This is a genomic window from Vibrio sp. FE10, assembly GCF_030297155.1.
In the GTDB taxonomy this organism is placed as follows: Bacteria; Pseudomonadota; Gammaproteobacteria; order Enterobacterales; family Vibrionaceae; genus Vibrio; species Vibrio apostichopi.
The window spans coordinates 3,324,885-3,345,151 of sequence record NZ_AP028067.1 but is presented as its reverse complement, the minus strand read 5'-3'; the positions used below and the strand labels follow the sequence as shown (position 1 = coordinate 3,345,151).

Annotated in this window: 7 protein-coding genes, 16 tRNA genes and 6 rRNA genes; 11 read left to right on the top strand and 18 right to left on the bottom strand. The window is 45.9% G+C overall.

Annotation, left to right across the window (positions count from 1 at the left end):
* Positions 1-253 precede the first annotated feature (253 nt).
* The 10 genes from QUF19_RS14915 to QUF19_RS14870 all read left to right on the top strand — a co-directional run bounded on the left by QUF19_RS14915 (position 254) and on the right by QUF19_RS14870 (position 9,355).
* Positions 254-3,147: ribosomal RNA gene (locus QUF19_RS14915) — 23S ribosomal RNA — on the top strand.
* Positions 3,148-3,245: 98 nt separating this feature from the next.
* A 5S ribosomal RNA gene (rrf, locus tag QUF19_RS14910) occupies positions 3,246-3,361 on the top strand.
* A 408-nt stretch (positions 3,362-3,769) separates the two neighbouring features.
* Positions 3,770-5,324 (top strand): 16S ribosomal RNA (locus tag QUF19_RS14905).
* 67 nt (positions 5,325-5,391) lie between these two features.
* A tRNA-Ile gene (locus QUF19_RS14900) sits at positions 5,392-5,468 on the top strand.
* A gap of 21 nt (positions 5,469-5,489) precedes the next feature.
* Positions 5,490-5,565, top strand: a tRNA-Ala gene (locus QUF19_RS14895).
* A 301-nt stretch (positions 5,566-5,866) separates the two neighbouring features.
* Positions 5,867-8,760 (top strand): 23S ribosomal RNA (locus QUF19_RS14890).
* A gap of 98 nt (positions 8,761-8,858) precedes the next feature.
* Positions 8,859-8,974, top strand: a 5S ribosomal RNA gene (gene rrf, locus QUF19_RS14885).
* A 39-nt stretch (positions 8,975-9,013) separates the two neighbouring features.
* Positions 9,014-9,090, top strand: a tRNA-Thr gene (locus tag QUF19_RS14880).
* A gap of 42 nt (positions 9,091-9,132) precedes the next feature.
* Positions 9,133-9,248, top strand: a 5S ribosomal RNA gene (gene rrf, locus QUF19_RS14875).
* The 16S, 23S and 5S rRNA genes sit together here with 4 tRNA genes alongside, the layout of an rRNA operon.
* Positions 9,249-9,278: 30 nt before the next feature.
* Positions 9,279-9,355: transfer RNA gene (locus tag QUF19_RS14870), tRNA-Asp, on the top strand.
* A 554-nt stretch (positions 9,356-9,909) separates the two neighbouring features.
* Here the strand turns inward: QUF19_RS14870 and istB are convergent.
* On the bottom strand, positions 9,910-10,632 hold the full coding sequence (istB, locus tag QUF19_RS14865) for an IS21-like element helper ATPase IstB (protein ID WP_286291966.1): 723 nt from the start codon (positions 10,630-10,632) through the stop codon (positions 9,910-9,912).
* Positions 10,633-10,642: 10 nt separating this feature from the next.
* The gene (istA, locus tag QUF19_RS14860; protein ID WP_286291968.1) at positions 10,643-12,175 is read right to left on the bottom strand and encodes an IS21 family transposase; all 1,533 of its coding nucleotides are present in this window, start codon (positions 12,173-12,175) and stop codon (positions 10,643-10,645) included.
* Between the two features lie 1,107 nt (positions 12,176-13,282).
* Here istA and QUF19_RS14855 point away from each other — a divergent pair.
* Positions 13,283-13,678, top strand: coding sequence for a DUF2391 family protein (locus tag QUF19_RS14855; protein ID WP_017079303.1), 396 nt, complete (start codon positions 13,283-13,285; stop codon positions 13,676-13,678).
* Between the two features lie 349 nt (positions 13,679-14,027).
* Here QUF19_RS14855 and QUF19_RS14850 read toward each other — a convergent pair.
* The 16 genes from QUF19_RS14850 to mutY form a co-directional block, all read right to left on the bottom strand.
* Positions 14,028-14,103 (bottom strand) — tRNA-Asn (locus QUF19_RS14850).
* A gap of 29 nt (positions 14,104-14,132) precedes the next feature.
* Positions 14,133-14,208 (bottom strand) — tRNA-Thr (locus QUF19_RS14845).
* A gap of 36 nt (positions 14,209-14,244) precedes the next feature.
* Positions 14,245-14,320, bottom strand: a tRNA-Asn gene (locus QUF19_RS14840).
* Positions 14,321-14,344: 24 nt separating this feature from the next.
* A tRNA-Thr gene (locus tag QUF19_RS14835) sits at positions 14,345-14,420 on the bottom strand.
* A 56-nt stretch (positions 14,421-14,476) separates the two neighbouring features.
* A tRNA-Phe gene (locus QUF19_RS14830) sits at positions 14,477-14,552 on the bottom strand.
* A gap of 235 nt (positions 14,553-14,787) precedes the next feature.
* On the bottom strand, positions 14,788-16,413 hold the full coding sequence (locus QUF19_RS14825; RefSeq protein WP_286294783.1) for a methyl-accepting chemotaxis protein: 1,626 nt from the start codon (positions 16,411-16,413) through the stop codon (positions 14,788-14,790).
* Positions 16,414-16,794: 381 nt separating this feature from the next.
* Positions 16,795-16,870: transfer RNA gene (locus QUF19_RS14820), tRNA-Asn, on the bottom strand.
* Positions 16,871-16,926: 56 nt separating this feature from the next.
* Positions 16,927-17,002, bottom strand: a tRNA-Phe gene (locus QUF19_RS14815).
* Between the two features lie 7 nt (positions 17,003-17,009).
* Positions 17,010-17,085: transfer RNA gene (locus QUF19_RS14810), tRNA-Thr, on the bottom strand.
* A gap of 70 nt (positions 17,086-17,155) precedes the next feature.
* Positions 17,156-17,231, bottom strand: a tRNA-Asn gene (locus QUF19_RS14805).
* Between the two features lie 56 nt (positions 17,232-17,287).
* A tRNA-Phe gene (locus QUF19_RS14800) sits at positions 17,288-17,363 on the bottom strand.
* Between the two features lie 7 nt (positions 17,364-17,370).
* A tRNA-Thr gene (locus tag QUF19_RS14795) sits at positions 17,371-17,446 on the bottom strand.
* Positions 17,447-17,519: 73 nt separating this feature from the next.
* Positions 17,520-17,595, bottom strand: a tRNA-Phe gene (locus QUF19_RS14790).
* Positions 17,596-17,698: 103 nt separating this feature from the next.
* Complete coding sequence (gene mltC / locus QUF19_RS14785) at positions 17,699-18,832, bottom strand: membrane-bound lytic murein transglycosylase MltC (RefSeq protein ID WP_286294782.1); 1,134 nt, start codon at positions 18,830-18,832, stop codon at positions 17,699-17,701.
* A 69-nt stretch (positions 18,833-18,901) separates the two neighbouring features.
* Complete coding sequence (locus QUF19_RS14780; RefSeq protein ID WP_004735465.1) at positions 18,902-19,174, bottom strand: oxidative damage protection protein; 273 nt, start codon at positions 19,172-19,174, stop codon at positions 18,902-18,904.
* A gap of 28 nt (positions 19,175-19,202) precedes the next feature.
* Positions 19,203-20,264, bottom strand: coding sequence for an A/G-specific adenine glycosylase (mutY, locus tag QUF19_RS14775; RefSeq protein WP_286294781.1), 1,062 nt, complete (start codon positions 20,262-20,264; stop codon positions 19,203-19,205).
* Positions 20,265-20,267: the final 3 nt, after the last annotated feature.

Genomic DNA, 20,267 nt, shown 5'->3' with positions numbered 1-20,267 from the left:
CTTTATGCTCTTTAACAATTTGGAAAGCTGACTGATTTGATTACTTACGAGTAATTCAATCAAATTTAAAAGTTCTCAATGTTTATTTTTCATTAGATAAACACAACAAACACATTCAAGTGTCTTGTATTCGAATCAAACTTAGTTTGATTCACAATTGAGTCCGGCAAACAGTCATTGAGAATTAACCCTTCTTGATGACAACCAAAAACCTTGGTTAGTTGCCATACACTAAGACCCTTTCGGGTTGTATGGTTAAGTGACTAAGCGTACACGGTGGATGCCTTGGCAGTCAGAGGCGATGAAAGACGTAATAACTTGCGATAAGCCCAGATTAGGTAGTAATAACCTTTTGAGTCTGGGATTTCTGAATGGGGAAACCCACGTGCATAAGCACGTATCCTGTTGTGAATACATAGCAACAGGAGGCAAACCGGGGGAACTGAAACATCTAAGTACCCCGAGGAAGAGAAATCAACCGAGATTCCGAAAGTAGCGGCGAGCGAAATTGGATTAGCCCTTAAGCTTTTAATGATGCAGGTGAAGCCTCTGGAAAGTGGCGCAACAAAGGGTGATAGCCCCGTAACCGACACATCATAATCAGTGAAATCGAGTAGGGCGGGACACGTGATATCCTGTCTGAATATGGGGGGACCATCCTCCAAGGCTAAATACTACTGACTGACCGATAGTGAACCAGTACCGTGAGGGAAAGGCGAAAAGAACCCCTGTGAGGGGAGTGAAATAGAACCTGAAACCGTGTACGTACAAGCAGTAGGAGCACCTTCGTGGTGTGACTGCGTACCTTTTGTATAATGGGTCAGCGACTTAATTTTAGTAGCAAGGTTAACCGTTTAGGGGAGCCGTAGGGAAACCGAGTCTTAACTGGGCGTACAGTTGCTAGGATTAGACCCGAAACCAGGTGATCTAGCCATGGGCAGGTTGAAGGTTGAGTAACATCAACTGGAGGACCGAACCGACTAATGTTGAAAAATTAGCGGATGACTTGTGGCTAGGGGTGAAAGGCCAATCAAACCTGGAGATAGCTGGTTCTCCCCGAAAGCTATTTAGGTAGCGCCTCGGACGAATACTACTGGGGGTAGAGCACTGTTAAGGCTAGGGGGTCATCCCGACTTACCAACCCTTTGCAAACTCCGAATACCAGTAAGTACTATCCGGGAGACACACGGCGGGTGCTAACGTCCGTCGTGGAGAGGGAAACAACCCAGACCGCCAGCTAAGGTCCCAAAGTATAGCTAAGTGGGAAACGATGTGGGAAGGCTCAGACAGCCAGGATGTTGGCTTAGAAGCAGCCATCATTTAAAGAAAGCGTAATAGCTCACTGGTCGAGTCGGCCTGCGCGGAAGATGTAACGGGGCTAAGCTATACACCGAAGCTGCGGCTACGTACCTTAGGGTATGTGGGGTAGGGGAGCGTTCTGTAAGCCGTTGAAGGTGGTCTGTAAGGGCTGCTGGAGGTATCAGAAGTGCGAATGCTGACATGAGTAACGATAAAGGGAGTGAAAAACTCCCTCGCCGGAAGACCAAGGGTTCCTGTCCAACGTTAATCGGGGCAGGGTAAGTCGACTCCTAAGGCGAGGCCGAAAGGCGTAGTCGATGGGAAACGGGTTAATATTCCCGTACTTCTTACAATTGCGATGGGGGGACGGAGAAGGCTAGGTGGGCCTGGCGACGGTTGTCCAGGTTCAAGTACGTAGGCGGAAAGTTTAGGTAAATCCGGACTTTCTTTAACGCTGAGATACGATGTCGAGCTACTACGGTAGTGAAGTCATTGATGCCATGCTTCCAGGAAAAGCCTCTAAGCTTCAGATTGTAAGGAATCGTACCCCAAACCGACACAGGTGGTCGGGTAGAGAATACCAAGGCGCTTGAGAGAACTCGGGTGAAGGAACTAGGCAAAATGGTACCGTAACTTCGGGAGAAGGTACGCTCTTATCAGTGAAGTCCCTTGCGGATGGAGCAGACGAGAGTCGCAGATACCAGGTGGCTGCAACTGTTTATTAAAAACACAGCACTGTGCAAAATCGTAAGATGACGTATACGGTGTGACGCCTGCCCGGTGCCGGAAGGTTAATTGATGGGGTTAGACTTCGGTCGAAGCTCTTGATCGAAGCCCCGGTAAACGGCGGCCGTAACTATAACGGTCCTAAGGTAGCGAAATTCCTTGTCGGGTAAGTTCCGACCTGCACGAATGGCGTAATGATGGCCACGCTGTCTCCACCCGAGACTCAGTGAAATTGAAATCGCTGTGAAGATGCAGTGTACCCGCGGCTAGACGGAAAGACCCCGTGAACCTTTACTACAGCTTGGCACTGAACATTGAACCTACATGTGTAGGATAGGTGGGAGACTATGAAACCGCGTCGCTAGATGTGGTGGAGTCGTCCTTGAAATACCACCCTTGTAGTTTTGATGTTCTAACGTTGGTCCCTGAATCGGGATTACGGACAGTGCCTGGTGGGTAGTTTGACTGGGGCGGTCTCCTCCCAAAGAGTAACGGAGGAGCACGAAGGTGGGCTAAACACGGTTGGACATCGTGTGGTTAGTGCAATGGCATAAGCCCGCTTGACTGCGAGAATGACAATTCGAGCAGGTGCGAAAGCAGGTCATAGTGATCCGGTGGTTCTGAATGGAAGGGCCATCGCTCAACGGATAAAAGGTACTCCGGGGATAACAGGCTGATACCGCCCAAGAGTTCATATCGACGGCGGTGTTTGGCACCTCGATGTCGGCTCATCACATCCTGGGGCTGAAGTCGGTCCCAAGGGTATGGCTGTTCGCCATTTAAAGTGGTACGCGAGCTGGGTTTAGAACGTCGTGAGACAGTTCGGTCCCTATCTGCCGTGGGCGTTGGAAAATTGAAAGGGGCTGCTCCTAGTACGAGAGGACCGGAGTGGACGAACCTCTGGTGTTCGGGTTGTCATGCCAATGGCATTGCCCGGTAGCTAAGTTCGGAATCGATAACCGCTGAAAGCATCTAAGCGGGAAGCGAGCCTTGAGATGAGTTTTCCCTGGCACTATAAGTGTCCTAAAGGGTTGTCGTAGACTACGACGTTGATAGGCAGGGTGTGTAAGTGCTGCGAGGCATTGAGCTAACCTGTACTAATTGCCCGTGAGGCTTAACCATACAACACCCAAGGGGTTTTGTGGACTCAGATGTACCAGACCTTGAATGCGTTTGAAGAGAAACAACTTTTAGATAAGCTTTCCGAATTTTAAAATTTGCTTGGCGACCATAGCATTGTGGACCCACCTGATTCCATGCCGAACTCAGAAGTGAAACACAATAGCGCCGATGGTAGTGTGGGGTTTCCCCATGTGAGAGTAGGACATCGCCAGGCTTTAATTTCGACTTTGTCTAGTTTCTAGACAAGTCACCATAGGGTTCTAAGTTTCTTAGAGTTTTATGTTGACTTTCAAAGTGGAAAGCGTATTATACGCGTCCTGCTTACGTGCTAAGGCACTGAAAGCAAAGCTCTTTAACAATTTAAACCTATCAATCTGTGTGGGCACTCGTTGATGAATATCAAAACGTTTTATCGTTAGATAAAACAGATTCTTCGGAATCAAAATTGATTTCAATGAACTGAGTGACCAATACGTTTAACGACTTTCTCTTGTAGAAAGAAATTATTCGGCACAGTCAATTCATTACCATTCTGTTGGAATGGTAATAGCTTTAGAATTACATGTTCATTTTCGAATGAATATTAGTTTTGAAGTCAGTATTCGTTGAGTCACAAAATCTTAAATTGAAGAGTTTGATCATGGCTCAGATTGAACGCTGGCGGCAGGCCTAACACATGCAAGTCGAGCGGAAACGACAACATTGAATCTTCGGAGGATTTGTTGGGCGTCGAGCGGCGGACGGGTGAGTAATGCCTAGGAAATTGCCTTGATGTGGGGGATAACCATTGGAAACGATGGCTAATACCGCATAATGCCTACGGGCCAAAGAGGGGGACCTTCGGGCCTCTCGCGTCAAGATATGCCTAGGTGGGATTAGCTAGTTGGTGAGGTAATGGCTCACCAAGGCGACGATCCCTAGCTGGTCTGAGAGGATGATCAGCCACACTGGAACTGAGACACGGTCCAGACTCCTACGGGAGGCAGCAGTGGGGAATATTGCACAATGGGCGAAAGCCTGATGCAGCCATGCCGCGTGTATGAAGAAGGCCTTCGGGTTGTAAAGTACTTTCAGTTGTGAGGAAGGGTGTGTAGTTAATAGCTGCGCATCTTGACGTTAGCAACAGAAGAAGCACCGGCTAACTCCGTGCCAGCAGCCGCGGTAATACGGAGGGTGCGAGCGTTAATCGGAATTACTGGGCGTAAAGCGCATGCAGGTGGTTCATTAAGTCAGATGTGAAAGCCCGGGGCTCAACCTCGGAACTGCATTTGAAACTGGTGAACTAGAGTGCTGTAGAGGGGGGTAGAATTTCAGGTGTAGCGGTGAAATGCGTAGAGATCTGAAGGAATACCAGTGGCGAAGGCGGCCCCCTGGACAGACACTGACACTCAGATGCGAAAGCGTGGGGAGCAAACAGGATTAGATACCCTGGTAGTCCACGCCGTAAACGATGTCTACTTGGAGGTTGTGGCCTTGAGCCGTGGCTTTCGGAGCTAACGCGTTAAGTAGACCGCCTGGGGAGTACGGTCGCAAGATTAAAACTCAAATGAATTGACGGGGGCCCGCACAAGCGGTGGAGCATGTGGTTTAATTCGATGCAACGCGAAGAACCTTACCTACTCTTGACATCCAGAGAAGCCAGCGGAGACGCAGGTGTGCCTTCGGGAGCTCTGAGACAGGTGCTGCATGGCTGTCGTCAGCTCGTGTTGTGAAATGTTGGGTTAAGTCCCGCAACGAGCGCAACCCTTATCCTTGTTTGCCAGCGAGTAATGTCGGGAACTCCAGGGAGACTGCCGGTGATAAACCGGAGGAAGGTGGGGACGACGTCAAGTCATCATGGCCCTTACGAGTAGGGCTACACACGTGCTACAATGGCGCATACAGAGGGCAGCAAGCTAGCGATAGTGAGCGAATCCCAAAAAGTGCGTCGTAGTCCGGATTGGAGTCTGCAACTCGACTCCATGAAGTCGGAATCGCTAGTAATCGTGAATCAGAATGTCACGGTGAATACGTTCCCGGGCCTTGTACACACCGCCCGTCACACCATGGGAGTGGGCTGCAAAAGAAGTGGGTAGTTTAACCTTTCGGGGAGGACGCTCACCACTTTGTGGTTCATGACTGGGGTGAAGTCGTAACAAGGTAGCCCTAGGGGAACCTGGGGCTGGATCACCTCCTTATACGAAGATACCACGATGAGTGTCCACACAGATTGATTAGGTTTAGAAAAGTAAAAGAGACGATATTGGGTCTGTAGCTCAGCTGGTTAGAGCGCTCGCCTGATAAGCGGGAGGTCGGTGGTTCGAGTCCACTCAGACCCACCAATATCGACTAGAAACAAAGATGGGGCTATAGCTCAGCTGGGAGAGCGCCTGCCTTGCACGCAGGAGGTCTGCGGTTCGATCCCGCATAGCTCCACCATCTTTAAGTGTTTTTATCTGAAAATATTTAAAAATGGTTTCGAAAGAAATCTAGCTCTTTAACAATTTGGAAAGCTGACTGATTTGATTACTTACGAGTAATTCAAATCAAATTTAAAAGTTCTCAATGTTTATCTTTCATTAGATAAACACAACAAACACATTCAAGTGTCTTGTATTCGAATCAAACTTAGTTTGATTCACAATTGAGTCCGGCAAACAGTCATTGAGAATTAACCCTTCTTAATGACAACCAAAAACCTTGGTTAGTTGCCATACACTAAGACCCTTTCGGGTTGTATGGTTAAGTGACTAAGCGTACACGGTGGATGCCTTGGCAGTCAGAGGCGATGAAAGACGTAATAACTTGCGATAAGCCCAGATTAGGTAGTAATAACCTTTTGAGTCTGGGATTTCTGAATGGGGAAACCCACGTGCATAAGCACGTATCCTGTTGTGAATACATAGCAACAGGAGGCAAACCGGGGGAACTGAAACATCTAAGTACCCCGAGGAAGAGAAATCAACCGAGATTCCGAAAGTAGCGGCGAGCGAAATTGGATTAGCCCTTAAGCTTTTAATGATGCAGGTGAAGCCTCTGGAAAGTGGCGCAACAAAGGGTGATAGCCCCGTAACCGACACATCATAATCAGTGAAATCGAGTAGGGCGGGACACGTGATATCCTGTCTGAATATGGGGGGACCATCCTCCAAGGCTAAATACTACTGACTGACCGATAGTGAACCAGTACCGTGAGGGAAAGGCGAAAAGAACCCCTGTGAGGGGAGTGAAATAGAACCTGAAACCGTGTACGTACAAGCAGTAGGAGCACCTTCGTGGTGTGACTGCGTACCTTTTGTATAATGGGTCAGCGACTTAATTTTAGTAGCAAGGTTAACCGTTTAGGGGAGCCGTAGGGAAACCGAGTCTTAACTGGGCGTACAGTTGCTAGGATTAGACCCGAAACCAGGTGATCTAGCCATGGGCAGGTTGAAGGTTGAGTAACATCAACTGGAGGACCGAACCGACTAATGTTGAAAAATTAGCGGATGACTTGTGGCTAGGGGTGAAAGGCCAATCAAACCTGGAGATAGCTGGTTCTCCCCGAAAGCTATTTAGGTAGCGCCTCGGACGAATACTACTGGGGGTAGAGCACTGTTAAGGCTAGGGGGTCATCCCGACTTACCAACCCTTTGCAAACTCCGAATACCAGTAAGTACTATCCGGGAGACACACGGCGGGTGCTAACGTCCGTCGTGGAGAGGGAAACAACCCAGACCGCCAGCTAAGGTCCCAAAGTATAGCTAAGTGGGAAACGATGTGGGAAGGCTCAGACAGCCAGGATGTTGGCTTAGAAGCAGCCATCATTTAAAGAAAGCGTAATAGCTCACTGGTCGAGTCGGCCTGCGCGGAAGATGTAACGGGGCTAAGCTATACACCGAAGCTGCGGCTACGTACCTTAGGGTATGTGGGGTAGGGGAGCGTTCTGTAAGCCGTTGAAGGTGGTCTGTAAGGGCTGCTGGAGGTATCAGAAGTGCGAATGCTGACATGAGTAACGATAAAGGGAGTGAAAAACTCCCTCGCCGGAAGACCAAGGGTTCCTGTCCAACGTTAATCGGGGCAGGGTAAGTCGACTCCTAAGGCGAGGCCGAAAGGCGTAGTCGATGGGAAACGGGTTAATATTCCCGTACTTCTTACAATTGCGATGGGGGGACGGAGAAGGCTAGGTGGGCCTGGCGACGGTTGTCCAGGTTCAAGTACGTAGGCGGAAAGTTTAGGTAAATCCGGACTTTCTTTAACGCTGAGATACGATGTCGAGCTACTACGGTAGTGAAGTCATTGATGCCATGCTTCCAGGAAAAGCCTCTAAGCTTCAGATTGTAAGGAATCGTACCCCAAACCGACACAGGTGGTCGGGTAGAGAATACCAAGGCGCTTGAGAGAACTCGGGTGAAGGAACTAGGCAAAATGGTACCGTAACTTCGGGAGAAGGTACGCTCTTATCAGTGAAGTCCCTTGCGGATGGAGCAGACGAGAGTCGCAGATACCAGGTGGCTGCAACTGTTTATTAAAAACACAGCACTGTGCAAAATCGTAAGATGACGTATACGGTGTGACGCCTGCCCGGTGCCGGAAGGTTAATTGATGGGGTTAGACTTCGGTCGAAGCTCTTGATCGAAGCCCCGGTAAACGGCGGCCGTAACTATAACGGTCCTAAGGTAGCGAAATTCCTTGTCGGGTAAGTTCCGACCTGCACGAATGGCGTAATGATGGCCACGCTGTCTCCACCCGAGACTCAGTGAAATTGAAATCGCTGTGAAGATGCAGTGTACCCGCGGCTAGACGGAAAGACCCCGTGAACCTTTACTACAGCTTGGCACTGAACATTGAACCTACATGTGTAGGATAGGTGGGAGACTATGAAACCGCGTCGCTAGATGTGGTGGAGTCGTCCTTGAAATACCACCCTTGTAGTTTTGATGTTCTAACGTTGGTCCCTGAATCGGGATTACGGACAGTGCCTGGTGGGTAGTTTGACTGGGGCGGTCTCCTCCCAAAGAGTAACGGAGGAGCACGAAGGTGGGCTAAACACGGTTGGACATCGTGTGGTTAGTGCAATGGCATAAGCCCGCTTGACTGCGAGAATGACAATTCGAGCAGGTGCGAAAGCAGGTCATAGTGATCCGGTGGTTCTGAATGGAAGGGCCATCGCTCAACGGATAAAAGGTACTCCGGGGATAACAGGCTGATACCGCCCAAGAGTTCATATCGACGGCGGTGTTTGGCACCTCGATGTCGGCTCATCACATCCTGGGGCTGAAGTCGGTCCCAAGGGTATGGCTGTTCGCCATTTAAAGTGGTACGCGAGCTGGGTTTAGAACGTCGTGAGACAGTTCGGTCCCTATCTGCCGTGGGCGTTGGAAAATTGAAAGGGGCTGCTCCTAGTACGAGAGGACCGGAGTGGACGAACCTCTGGTGTTCGGGTTGTCATGCCAATGGCATTGCCCGGTAGCTAAGTTCGGAATCGATAACCGCTGAAAGCATCTAAGCGGGAAGCGAGCCTTGAGATGAGTTTTCCCTGGCACTATAAGTGTCCTAAAGGGTTGTCGTAGACTACGACGTTGATAGGCAGGGTGTGTAAGTGCTGCGAGGCATTGAGCTAACCTGTACTAATTGCCCGTGAGGCTTAACCATACAACACCCAAGGGGTTTTGTGGACTCAGATGTACCAGACCTTGAATGCGTTTGAAGAGAAACAACTTTTAGATAAGCTTTCCGAATTTTAAAATTTGCTTGGCGACCATAGCATTGTGGACCCACCTGATTCCATGCCGAACTCAGAAGTGAAACACAATAGCGCCGATGGTAGTGTGGGGTTTCCCCATGTGAGAGTAGGACATCGCCAGGCTTTAAATTTTAAGAACCGTTTTAAAACGGTTCTTGAATTGCTGATATAGCTCAGCCCGGTAGAGCGCACCCTTGGTAAGGGTGAGGTCCCCAGTTCGAGTCTGGGTATCAGCACCACTATTTAGTTAACTTGATTAATCAAGTTAATAACAGAATTTGTTTGACGACCATAGCATTGTGGACCCACCTGATTCCATGCCGAACTCAGAAGTGAAACACAATAGCGCCGATGGTAGTGTGGGGTTTCCCCATGTGAGAGTAGGACATCGTCAGGCTTAAATTGCATTATGCTGAATAGACACTGCGGAGTGGTAGTTCAGTTGGTTAGAATACCGGCCTGTCACGCCGGGGGTCGCGGGTTCGAGTCCCGTCCACTCCGCCACTTATTTAGAAGCCTCGCTAGAAATAGCGGGGCTTTTTTACATCTAAATCATTGTATTTTTACCCTTCGTTCGACGAGTCCTGCAAAGGGTTTGCCCGCATTTCATAACGACGAGCGTTTCACCAGTTATCAGAAAGCCTAGTCTTACGACTAGGCTTTCGTCGTTTCCAATATCATGTTTGGGGTTAGATCGGCTAACTCTGAAAAAGGTTTCCCAGCAATTCAATCACTGGTTAAAACACCTAGTTAGAAATAGTGAGGCTTTCTACATATTGAAAATGGGCCTAGCTAATTGAGCGACTGTGTCAATCTGGGTCATTTCAGCCCCATCATAAAACAGCATTTAAAGACTAGGTTTGCCTGTTTCTTCGATGATTTTTCTCGGGGTTACCTACAATCCCAATTGCTTGCGATGTACCATATTTGGATACTCTTTAGAGAAGCTCGGTTATCGACTGCGTATTTCGGCTGATGTGACCCCTAGTTTCGTTTTTAATCGACCACCTTTTTAAGCCTCTCTTTTCTCTTCCTTAGTTTTACTCCAAGTGGTCGATTTAAGCCAGTTTTCTCATTGATTCCCCTCGTAACTCGATTCTATGACTTTGATGAACCAACCTATCTAAGATCGCATCAGCGATCGTCGAGTTGTCGATCATCTCGTGCCATTCTTTTACAGGTAGTTGGCTGATAATGATTGTACTGCACTCTTGGTATCTATCTTCTAGCACTTCGAGAAGATTACTTGCATGCTCTTGGCTGAGTTTTTCCATTCCCCAGTCATCGATAACCAACAGTTTTTTCTTAGACAAGCTCAGTAGCAGCTTTTGATAGCTGCCATCAAGGCGGCTACTACTCAGGTCATCAAGTAAACGATTTAGGCGATAATAACGACTTGGGCAGTGTTGCTCACACGCCTGCTCGGCGAGCGCACAAGCAACATAGGTTTTACCTGCACCTGTTGCACCTGTAATCAGGACATTCTGTCGCTTTTGTAAATAAGTGCCTGATAATAACTCTCCCATCATTGCTCTTTTTAAGCCTCGTTCTGGGCGGTAGTCCAGTTGATTACCGCTAGCGCTTAGGCGCAGCTTGGCTTGCCGTTTAAGTCGTTGGATTTTGGTTTGATCTCGGTTCACTATCTCATGATCAAGGATGAGTCCTAACCTTTCTTCAAAGCCAAGTTCAGCATAGGTCGCGGGGTGTATCCTTTGCTGTTCCAGTGCATCAGAAGCATGACTTAGGCGTAGTGATTTTAACTGTTGGATTATTGCGTCCATATTGTTTCTCCTAGTGGTAGTAGTTGGAACCACGAACATTAGTGTGTTTAAGGTTTGGGGTATCAGTGGAAGGCTGAGAGAGAGTGCCTTCTCGATGGTTCTTCAATAAGTTTTTGACGAAGCCAAGGTATGGCTTCTCTGTCACTAAGGCATCTCGGCAAGCTTGTTCTAACCGTGCGTCTGAGTGCTTTTTGGCAAGACTTAGTAACCCAAAGCAACTTCTAAAGGCCAATGCTTCATGCTCTGGGCGTTTGAGCAACATCTGAGTCAGTTCACCTGTGGCTGGCCCAATAGATTTTCCCCAACGGATAAAACGCTCGGGTGTCCATGATTGGTATTGATGGTTGCTTGGCATATGCTCGTAAACGGTAGAGAGACCATATTCTTTTTGGCTTGTGCAGTGGTGAGCAACAATGCTCCCTTTGTGGTAGATACGTATTATTTGATGCGTTGCTTCAAGCTCAACTTGTTGCCCAACAAGTTGGTGCGGCACAGAGTAGAAGTGCTTTTTATATTGAATGTGATAATCAGGGGAGACGGTTGCTCGTTTAGTTTCGATATACACATATGGTTGCGATGGCAGTGGTTTTAACGCTGGACGGTCAACTTTGTTGAACAAGTCATGTCGATTGACACCAAGCTGTTTCATCTCTCGTTGGTTTAAGTCATGCATCAGCTTTCGGATAGCCAGGTTCAGCTCAGCCATTGTATAGAACACTTGGTGGCGAAGGCGCATCATTATCCAGCGCTCTACGATGAGAACTGCGTTCTCAGCTTTGGCTTTATCTTTAGGCTTGTAGGGCCTGGCTGGCATCACAGCAACGCCGTAATGTTGTGCCAGTTTTCGGTAGCTCTCATTGAGGATAGGGCTATGACAGTCTGCTTTCGTTACAGCAGATTTCAGATTATCAGGTACAAGTAGATTCGGAGCACCACCAAAGTGATTAAAGGTATTCACATGAGCCATGAGGAAGTGTTCAAGCCCTTGGCTCTCACTCGCCTCGACATAGGTGTAATTTGACGCTCCTAAAGTGGCGACAAATACCTGAGCATGTCGGCATTCTCCTGTATCTGGATTCACAACAGGGATCGTTGGGCCACAGTAGTCAATGAAGAGCTTGTCACCAGCATGGTGAAGTTGGCGCATACTGCGTTTTTGTGTCTTTAGCCAACGTCTATACAGTTCGCAGAACTGTGTATAGCCATAGGCTTTGTCTTGATGCTGATGACAATACTCTTCCCAAAGCAAAGCTTTAGTCATCCCTTTACGCTTCAATTCTAAGTAGCAGAGAGTGAAATCAGGCATCACTTTATGCTGAGAAGATGAGCGACCATCAAACAAAGCTTGGGTGACTTGATTTTCATGATGAGTCTCTTCCAGTGGCCACGTGAGGCCACTGGATTTAAATCGGGATAGATGCTGGGATACAGTGGAATGAGCAATATTGAGGCAAGCGGCGATCTGTCGATTAGAAAGATTGCACTCGTATCGGAGGCGTAAGATTTCCTTAATTTTATTCATTGGCATTCTCTTTTTCGGCATGATTTATCCTTAGTGCTCTCAACATGAAAGACTCAGGTTAAACCTATTGATTTAAAAGAGAAAAGAGGTTTATTTCGGTAAATCGACCATCGATTTCGGAAACACACCGAAAAGTGGATGATTAAAACCGAAATGAGTGGTTGGTTAAAAACGGATTTGGTGGTCGATTAAAACCGAAATAGGCGGTCGGCTAGCTCCGAAATATGCAATCGACACGACAACTAGGCTTTTTACGATTCTAATCGCGAATGACCTAGATATATTTCAACTGCCTACATAATTAGCTACTGAACTTATCAAGGTATCGTAGCCAAATGTGTCGAGTTACTATAACTTTCTCCCTTGATAGATTTAGTCAAGCAGGCAGTTTCCCTAACTGTCTATCGCTATAGAAATGTACTAATAGATGGGAGAGTACCGCTCGGTTTGTACCAGTGTGATTTCGCTTAATAGGATATGAGTATCGTTTTCAGTATTGCTTATATGCTTGTCTACGAACTCGACTACTCTTTAGACCGGAATTCTTTGATGGAGATAAGAGCTTACTGTGCGTCAGAAACCTCTTTAGAGCGTGGTAAACTTGTCTGTATTAATTAACGACTCCCTAGCATGCATTAACCCTAAAGCTATTTTGAGTCCTATTTGAACGCCTTGCTTAATAGGCTGAATAAAGGCTAACAATTCCATATATAGTATTTAAGTGACTAGCAAGGTGTTGGTCTGCAGCTAATGATTAGAATAGCTCAGGTTTGAAATGACAATATTCGATCAATCACCTAGATAGAACATCTCCCGTATCCTGATTTAGAGGAAGAATCGGCTCGATCTTCGTGACGTTTTCAAGCTTTCTTTTACTGAGGTGTGTTTGTTTACTCGATATTAGTTATTGATTTGTCATCATGGGGTAGAGCGAAAAACACCTTCGCCTGTGAGTGATTTGATTTATTGCTTACGAGTTTAAGTTGCGTCTTAGTAAATACGACTAGTATAAGGTTACGTAAAGTTACCTTTGTTAGTTGGTAACCCAAATCCCCCAAGATCATGAACCGATAGTTTTGGGAGCACTTTGATAAATTTATTTGGTCCAAAAGCCTTAAAGGTAGCTCTATGAAATTAAGCTTTAACTTTGAAGATGCCAGCCAGATCTTTGTCGGATCTTTTGCTTTGGCCGTACCGATTTCTTTTTCTGAAGAGGCGTGGAAGTTAGGGGAGACTTTACCTACAGCTAACTTGCTGTTGTTGTTTCTATTGTCTGCTGTATTCCTTGGCTTTTATACGTATGAAAGTGTATTCCAGAAAGATATTGTTGCTCGGTTACCGGTGTTTATTTTCAGAATTGTTATTGCTTATGTGATGACTGCATTGGTTGTTGCTTTGGTGCTGACTTGTTTGGATAAGCTGCCTTTATTAAGCGATCCAATTGTATCTATTAAAAGAGTGATCGTTATTTCCATGCCAGCGTCTATGGGAGCAATCGTGGTGGATAGTTTCGATAAAGAGTGAGTAGTTGTGTCACTTCAATCTCAGCAACCAACAGAGCCTTTCTAGAGCTCATTTGAATTCATTCTTTAGTTTTTCAATTCCTGCCCCATTACGACTAGAATTTTTCAGCAGAGTACTTTATAGATACAAGAAGTAGCACGTTCGTGATGACTGACTTTTTATAAGAGTGATTAGCTTGTTGTTGTGATAGCTTGAACTGAATTAAAGAGAAAGTCTGATGGTTTTAGAGGAGTCTTAAAAGAGTTGGTTTTCGAATTAAACGGGTAGTAGAAAGGCGAGGGGACTTGTATGAATAAGTTTCGGTTTTTAGATGCAAAAAAGCCGCATCAATGATGCGGCTTCTTTTAATTGGCTCCCCTTGCAAGACTTGAACTTGCGACATACGGATTAACAGTCCGCCGTTCTACCAACTGAACTAAAGGGGAATTGATTGTTTAGTCTCTAATCACGAGAATGGTGCCGACTACCGGAATCGAACTGGTGACCTACTGATTACAAGTCAGTTGCTCTACCTACTGAGCTAAGTCGGCATCATGAACCAAAAAGCTTATGCTTGATGATTAACTTGGCTCCCCTTGCAAGACTTGAACTTGCGACATACGGATTAACAGTCCGCCGTTCTACCAACTGAACTAAAGGGGAATTATTCTTAAAGCTTTAAAGAAATGGTGCCGACTACCGGAGTCGAACTGGTGACCTACTGATTACAAGTCAGTTGCTCTACCTACTGAGCTAAGTCGGCACATAATATTTCTTTGTGCTTTACTGTTGTTGTCTAAGACACCAACAAATAAATTGTGGTGCCCGGAGGCGGAATCGAACCACCGACACGAGGATTTTCAATCCTCTGCTCTACCGACTGAGCTATCCGGGCGACGAGGTGTATTAAACGTGTTTTCGCGTTCTGGGTCAACATTAAATTGCAAAAAAAGTATTGTTTGATGTTTTTCTATACTTAGTGGGTTGTTTTTGTTCATTTGGGGCGAAAAACCTAGGTCTAGCATGCTCTAAAAGATAGTAAAACTACGGTTAACTACACTGAATGGGCGTCGAAATAAAAAAAGCACGTATGAAAACGTGCTTTTATATTTAAGAATTTTGCTGAGAGTTTAGTGTTTTACTTCAAACCTATTAACCCAAGCTTCTAATTCGTTAGAAAGAGAGGCGAGTGTTTGAGTGCTGTTATGACTTTCTGTCACTACATTACTCAGTTGGTTGCCACTTTCTTCGATCATATTGATACGCTTCGAAATATCATCACTCACCTGAGTCTGTTCAGCGGCGGCTGTCGCGATTTGATGACTCATCGATGAAATAGACTCTAACGCCACAACTATCTGTTGTAATGCTTCAGAGGCATTCTGGGACTCTGTTACGGTGCTTTCACTGGTAGTCGCACACACTTCCATAGTTTTTATCGCGTTACGAGAGCCTTCTTGAAGATTATTGATCATTCGTTGGATTTTTTTGGTGCTTGACTGTGTTCGACCCGCAAGGTTGCGAACTTCATCTGCTACAACGGCAAATCCGCGACCTTGTTCGCCAGCACGCGCCGCTTCAATTGCCGCATTCAGTGCTAGAAGGTTCGTTTGTTCTGCAATATCACCGATGACGTCTAAGACCTTAACGATGTTATGTACATCGCTATCTAAGTTAGCGACGGCTTCACTTGCTGTGCCGAGTTGGCCTGCTAGACCTTGAATGTTATCTACTGTGCTGTGGATGAGGCGCTGAGTATGTTGGCTCTGTTTATCTGCTTCGTCAGTATTACGCGCAGTATCGCCAGCTGAATCAGCAACGTTGTTGGCTGAAGAGGCCATTTCCGTCATAGCTGTCGCGATCATCTCAGTTGACTGTTGCTGAGTCTCGGTCAGCTGAGCTATTGAACCTGCACGATCTTCTACACGCTGCAACTCACCTCTCAGTGCCAACATTGATGCATTAAGGTTTGAGACTAGCTCGGCTAACGACTTACTCATTTGTTGTACGGCGTGATAAATACTGCCGTTTATTGCCTGAGTTTCAAAAGAGGTTTGAATACGGCCTTCTGCGACGGCTTGTACCGCTTCTCTTACATCTTTAGGCTCGCCGCCAAGAAGCGCTAGCATTCGCTTAATAGATACGATTAGGCTTGATAAAATAAGGCCAGCAATCACGACACATAGAAACAATTGCCATTGAGCCGTTGACCAGAAACGTGCATTGACTTCATTGAAGCCGATACCTGTGCCGACAACCCAACCCCAATGCGGAGTCTTCTCTGCAATAGACAGTTTTTCTTCAATCGTTCCGTCTGGAAGCTTTTGTGTCCAGGTGTACTCAATGATCTGGCTAGTACGATTACCAAGTACTCGTTGAATGAGTTGGCCAACACTGTTTCCATCACCGTCTTTAAAATCATTAAAGCTGGTCCCGTGTAGTTGTGGATCCAGAGGTGTCGCAACAAACGTCATGTTTTCATCCGCAACATAAACGTATTCATTGTCTTTATAGATGTTGTTACGTAGTAGGCGAGTAGCAAGCTGTTTGGCCTGTTGTTCTTCTAGGGTGCCATCAATAGCCATTTTTTCGACTTCAGTAAGAATGCTGTATGCGCTCTTAAATAGCTCTGTCACACGAGCTTTGTTGTCCATGTTACTCGCGACTCTCAAGGTCCATAAACCAGTAGCAGTTAGCGCCAGCAGAGCGATCAAGATGATGCCCGATAATAAGTAAGCTTGCGTTTTTAATTTCATATTTTCCTGCGTAGCGATTCAATAATTAGTATTAGATATAATTCATCGAATCTTAATCTAAGTCGTGTAGGGCAGGTATCAGAAAGATATCAAAATATGATGAAGATTAAATTTACGAAGCAAAAAAAGTAACGAGCCGTCATGTTGTTTATTTTTATGTGACGATACGCGGCTAAAGATGCTTAATTTCAGAGGTGGTTTAGTTTGTATCGAGAGGGTTTGAACGAATTCAAGGATGGGTACTGTCGAGATAGGAAAGGGGATGCTTTAACTTTATGGGGATGATCAGGGCTTGATGTTGAGTTGGCGGCAATGCTGAATAGAGTTAGCTTTTGCTCAAACGAAAAAAAGCCAAGTCTTTCGACTTGGCTTTCTTGAATGTGGCTCCCCTTGCAAGACTTGAACTTGCGACATACGGATTAACAGTCCGCCGTTCTACCAACTGAACTAAAGGGGAATTACTTGTCTTAACATCAGGTCTATAAAGACCATTATTTGTTAAGTACCAAATAATGGTGCCTCGAGGCGGAATCGAACCACCGACACGCGGATTTTCAATCCGCTGCTCTACCGACTGAGCTATCGAGGCAAAAGAATGGTGCCGACTACCGGAGTCGAACTGGTGACCTACTGATTACAAGTCAGTTGCTCTACCTACTGAGCTAAGTCGGCACACTAAATTCTTTGCTTTAGAGAGTAAACTCTCTAATTAAAACCCCATATAAAATGAAGTTCTTTAAAATGGCTCCCCTTGCAAGACTTGAACTTGCGACATACGGATTAACAGTCCGCCGTTCTACCAACTGAACTAAAGGGGAATTACTTGTCTCAACATCAGGTCTATAAAGACCATTATTTGTTAAGTACCAAATAATGGTGCCTCGAGGCGGAATCGAACCACCGACACGCGGATTTTCAATCCGCTGCTCTACCGACTGAGCTATCGAGGCAAAAGAATGGTGCCGACTACCGGAGTCGAACTGGTGACCTACTGATTACAAGTCAGTTGCTCTACCTACTGAGCTAAGTCGGCACACTAAATTCTTTATGCTTTTGTTCGTGTTGCTACTCCCTGTTAAAGAGTAATGACACCAACAAATCAAATGTGGTGCCCGGAGGCGGAATCGAACCACCGACACGAGGATTTTCAATCCTCTGCTCTACCGACTGAGCTATCCGGGCAACGGAGCGCTATTAAACGGATTTTCTGCATAACCGTCAACACCTTTTTTGAAAATAATTAAAAAAAACGTTCGTTAGTTGTTTTTTTATTCAAAAGTGAGGCTTACGTTTTACCTTGGTTAAAATCTTTCTTGAATTTTGTTACTTTTTCTAAGTATCGACGCGACTCTTTGTTTGGGTGTTTCTTTGTCAGTGCCCAGTAAGCTTGACTAGGTTGCAATGAATTTAAGTCACGCATTGCCCGCTTTCTGTCCTTACTGAAGGTATTGAGTACCCCACCAGTACCGCCGTTGTATGCTGAGATCATGCTGTACTCAAGCGTTGTTGGGTGCTGCACGTCCTTCAAATAACGATTTTTAAGGATGTAAAAGTACGCAGTGCCGGCATCAATGTTGTTTTCTGGATTGAATAAGTACTCAGGACTTGGTTCTCCAGGTTTCTTTTTGACGAGCTTAAAGACATCTCGGCCTGCCGTTTTTGGGACCACCTGCATAAGACCATAAGCGTTTGCCCAACTCACAGCGTATGGGTTAAAACTACTCTCTGTTTTGATGATCGCGTAAATCAAGTCTTCAGGAATGTCATAACGTTGAGATGCGCGACGAACGATATCTGCATACTTATAGCTTCGCTTGCTGGCGTGATCGGCCACCATTGGAATTTCAACGTAATACGCTTTTTTAAAGTCGACTTCCTTGGTTTTCAGGTTATTAGCGATCAGATAATCAGCAAACTTATTAGCGCGCCATGTCCATTGAATAGGCTTCTTATCCTGATCAACGACTTGGTTATAGAGGAAAGGTTGACCTTCTAACTTGATGCTTTTGGAAGAGAATAGATCGACATTCGCAGGATCATCTGGCGTCAAAAGTGTCGTCATTATTGCATTTTTGAGGTGCTTTTTAGGATCTGTTGAGGATACGGTTTCAACTGTGATCAGGCCTTGGTTAAAGTTTACTTCTGAACGGCTCAAGTAATTATCTATGTATTTCACATAGTTACTCTTGCCCGCCATCTTTACTTCACTGCTGCCCCAGCGTTTTTGGATATTGCCAGAAAAGCTATTAATTAAAGAATCTAACGCCCCTGTGTCTTTTTCAAATTGACCGGGTAGCTCCGCTAAATTACTGACAAATCGGTTGGTTGGTTCGTAATTAACATCATAAATGCTTTCGACAAATTCACGACTGCACCCAGTTAACAACATAGCTGTTAGGAAGTAACTTAGCTTTTTCATAGTTCCTCATACAAAAATGACATCGCAGCGTTAACCATGATGTCATTAAAATTTGCTTAAATAAATGTCTTATTCGCTTGGTGGAGTGTAGCCATCAATAACGACATCTTTACCTTCGAAAAGGAAGTTAACCATCTCAGTTTCAAGAAGTTTACGATGTTCAGGATCCATCATGTTTAGCTTCTTCTCATTGATAAGCATGGTTTGCTTGCTTTGCCATTGTCCCCAAGCTTCTTTAGAGATGTTGTCAAAGATACGCTTACCTAAGTCACCTGGGTAAAGTTGAAAATCTAGGCCTTCAGCATCTTTTTGAAGGCGAGCACAAAATACAGTGCGGCTCATAGTGGTTCCTCTTATCGCGTTCGTTGATTCAAACGTCGTCATTCAGTTCAAAGGGTAGGCTCTCAATAAGCTGCTTTACAGGAGCGGCTAGGCCAATTTCTTCCGGTTTTGATAAGTTATACCAGAGACCTTTAGTCCCTTCCATTATCAAATCTGGTTGTTTATCTAATTTTACTAATACAGGCGTGATATCTAAGTGGTAGTGGCTGAAAGTATGTCTAAACGCAATCATGGTCTTGATCGAATCGGTTTCATTGTCTTTGATCGAACGAAGATCTAACTGATGTTCGATCTCTGCGTTTTCATTTTGAGGGAAACAGAAGAGTCCTCCCCAGATACCAGATTGAGGGCGTTGTTCGAGCCATACTTGATTGTTGTGGTACAGAATAACAAACCATGTTTCTTTTATTGGCTTCTCTTTCTTAGGCTTCTTGCCTGGGAAATCGAGCTGTCTATCGAGCTTCTTAGCTTCACACATGCTTTCAATCGGGCATAAGGTACATTTGGGCTTGCTACGGGTACAAACCATCGCACCCATGTCCATCATTGCTTGATTGTACTTATCAACATCTTGATTGGGAGTATGTGCTTCTGCGTATTCCCACAGCTGATTTTCAACTTTCTTTTGCCCTGGCCAACATTCTACTGCGAAGCTTCTCGCCAAGGTGCGCTTGACGTTGCCATCAAGGATCGCATGAGGGAGCTTGTGAACGGAAGACAGCACTGCAGCGGCAGTAGAACGTCCAATACCCGGTAGCGCGTTCATTTCTTCGATAGAAAGCGGAAACTCACCACCGTATTGCTCGGCAACAATTTTGGCAGCCTTATGTAAGTTACGAGCTCGCGCGTAATAGCCAAGCCCTGTCCATAAGTGAAGTACCTCGTCTTGCTCGGCGTTCGCTAGGTCAATAACCGTTGGAAAGCGCTCTAAGAAGCGTTGGTAGTATGGAATGACCGTGGCGACTTGAGTCTGCTGAAGCATAATTTCAGATAGCCAAACGGTGTAGGCAGTTTTGTTTTGTTGCCAAGGTAATTCTTTACGCCCAAAGGCGTCATACCACTTTAATATGGCGGTTGCGAAAGGAGTCACGAC

Bases quoted from the DNA above. Each gene is read 5' to 3' on its own strand.
- istB (WP_286291966.1), bottom strand. From the start codon at position 10,632: ATGGACGCAATAATCCAACAGTTAAAATCACTACGCCTAAGTCATGCT.
- istA (WP_286291968.1), bottom strand. From the start codon at position 12,175: ATGCCGAAAAAGAGAATGCCAATGAATAAAATTAAGGAAATCTTACGC.
- QUF19_RS14825 (WP_286294783.1), bottom strand. From the start codon at position 16,413: ATGAAATTAAAAACGCAAGCTTACTTATTATCGGGCATCATCTTGATC.
- mltC (WP_286294782.1), bottom strand. From the start codon at position 18,832: ATGAAAAAGCTAAGTTACTTCCTAACAGCTATGTTGTTAACTGGGTGC.
- QUF19_RS14780 (WP_004735465.1), bottom strand. From the start codon at position 19,174: ATGAGCCGCACTGTATTTTGTGCTCGCCTTCAAAAAGATGCTGAAGGC.
- QUF19_RS14855 (WP_017079303.1), top strand. From the start codon at position 13,283: ATGAAATTAAGCTTTAACTTTGAAGATGCCAGCCAGATCTTTGTCGGA.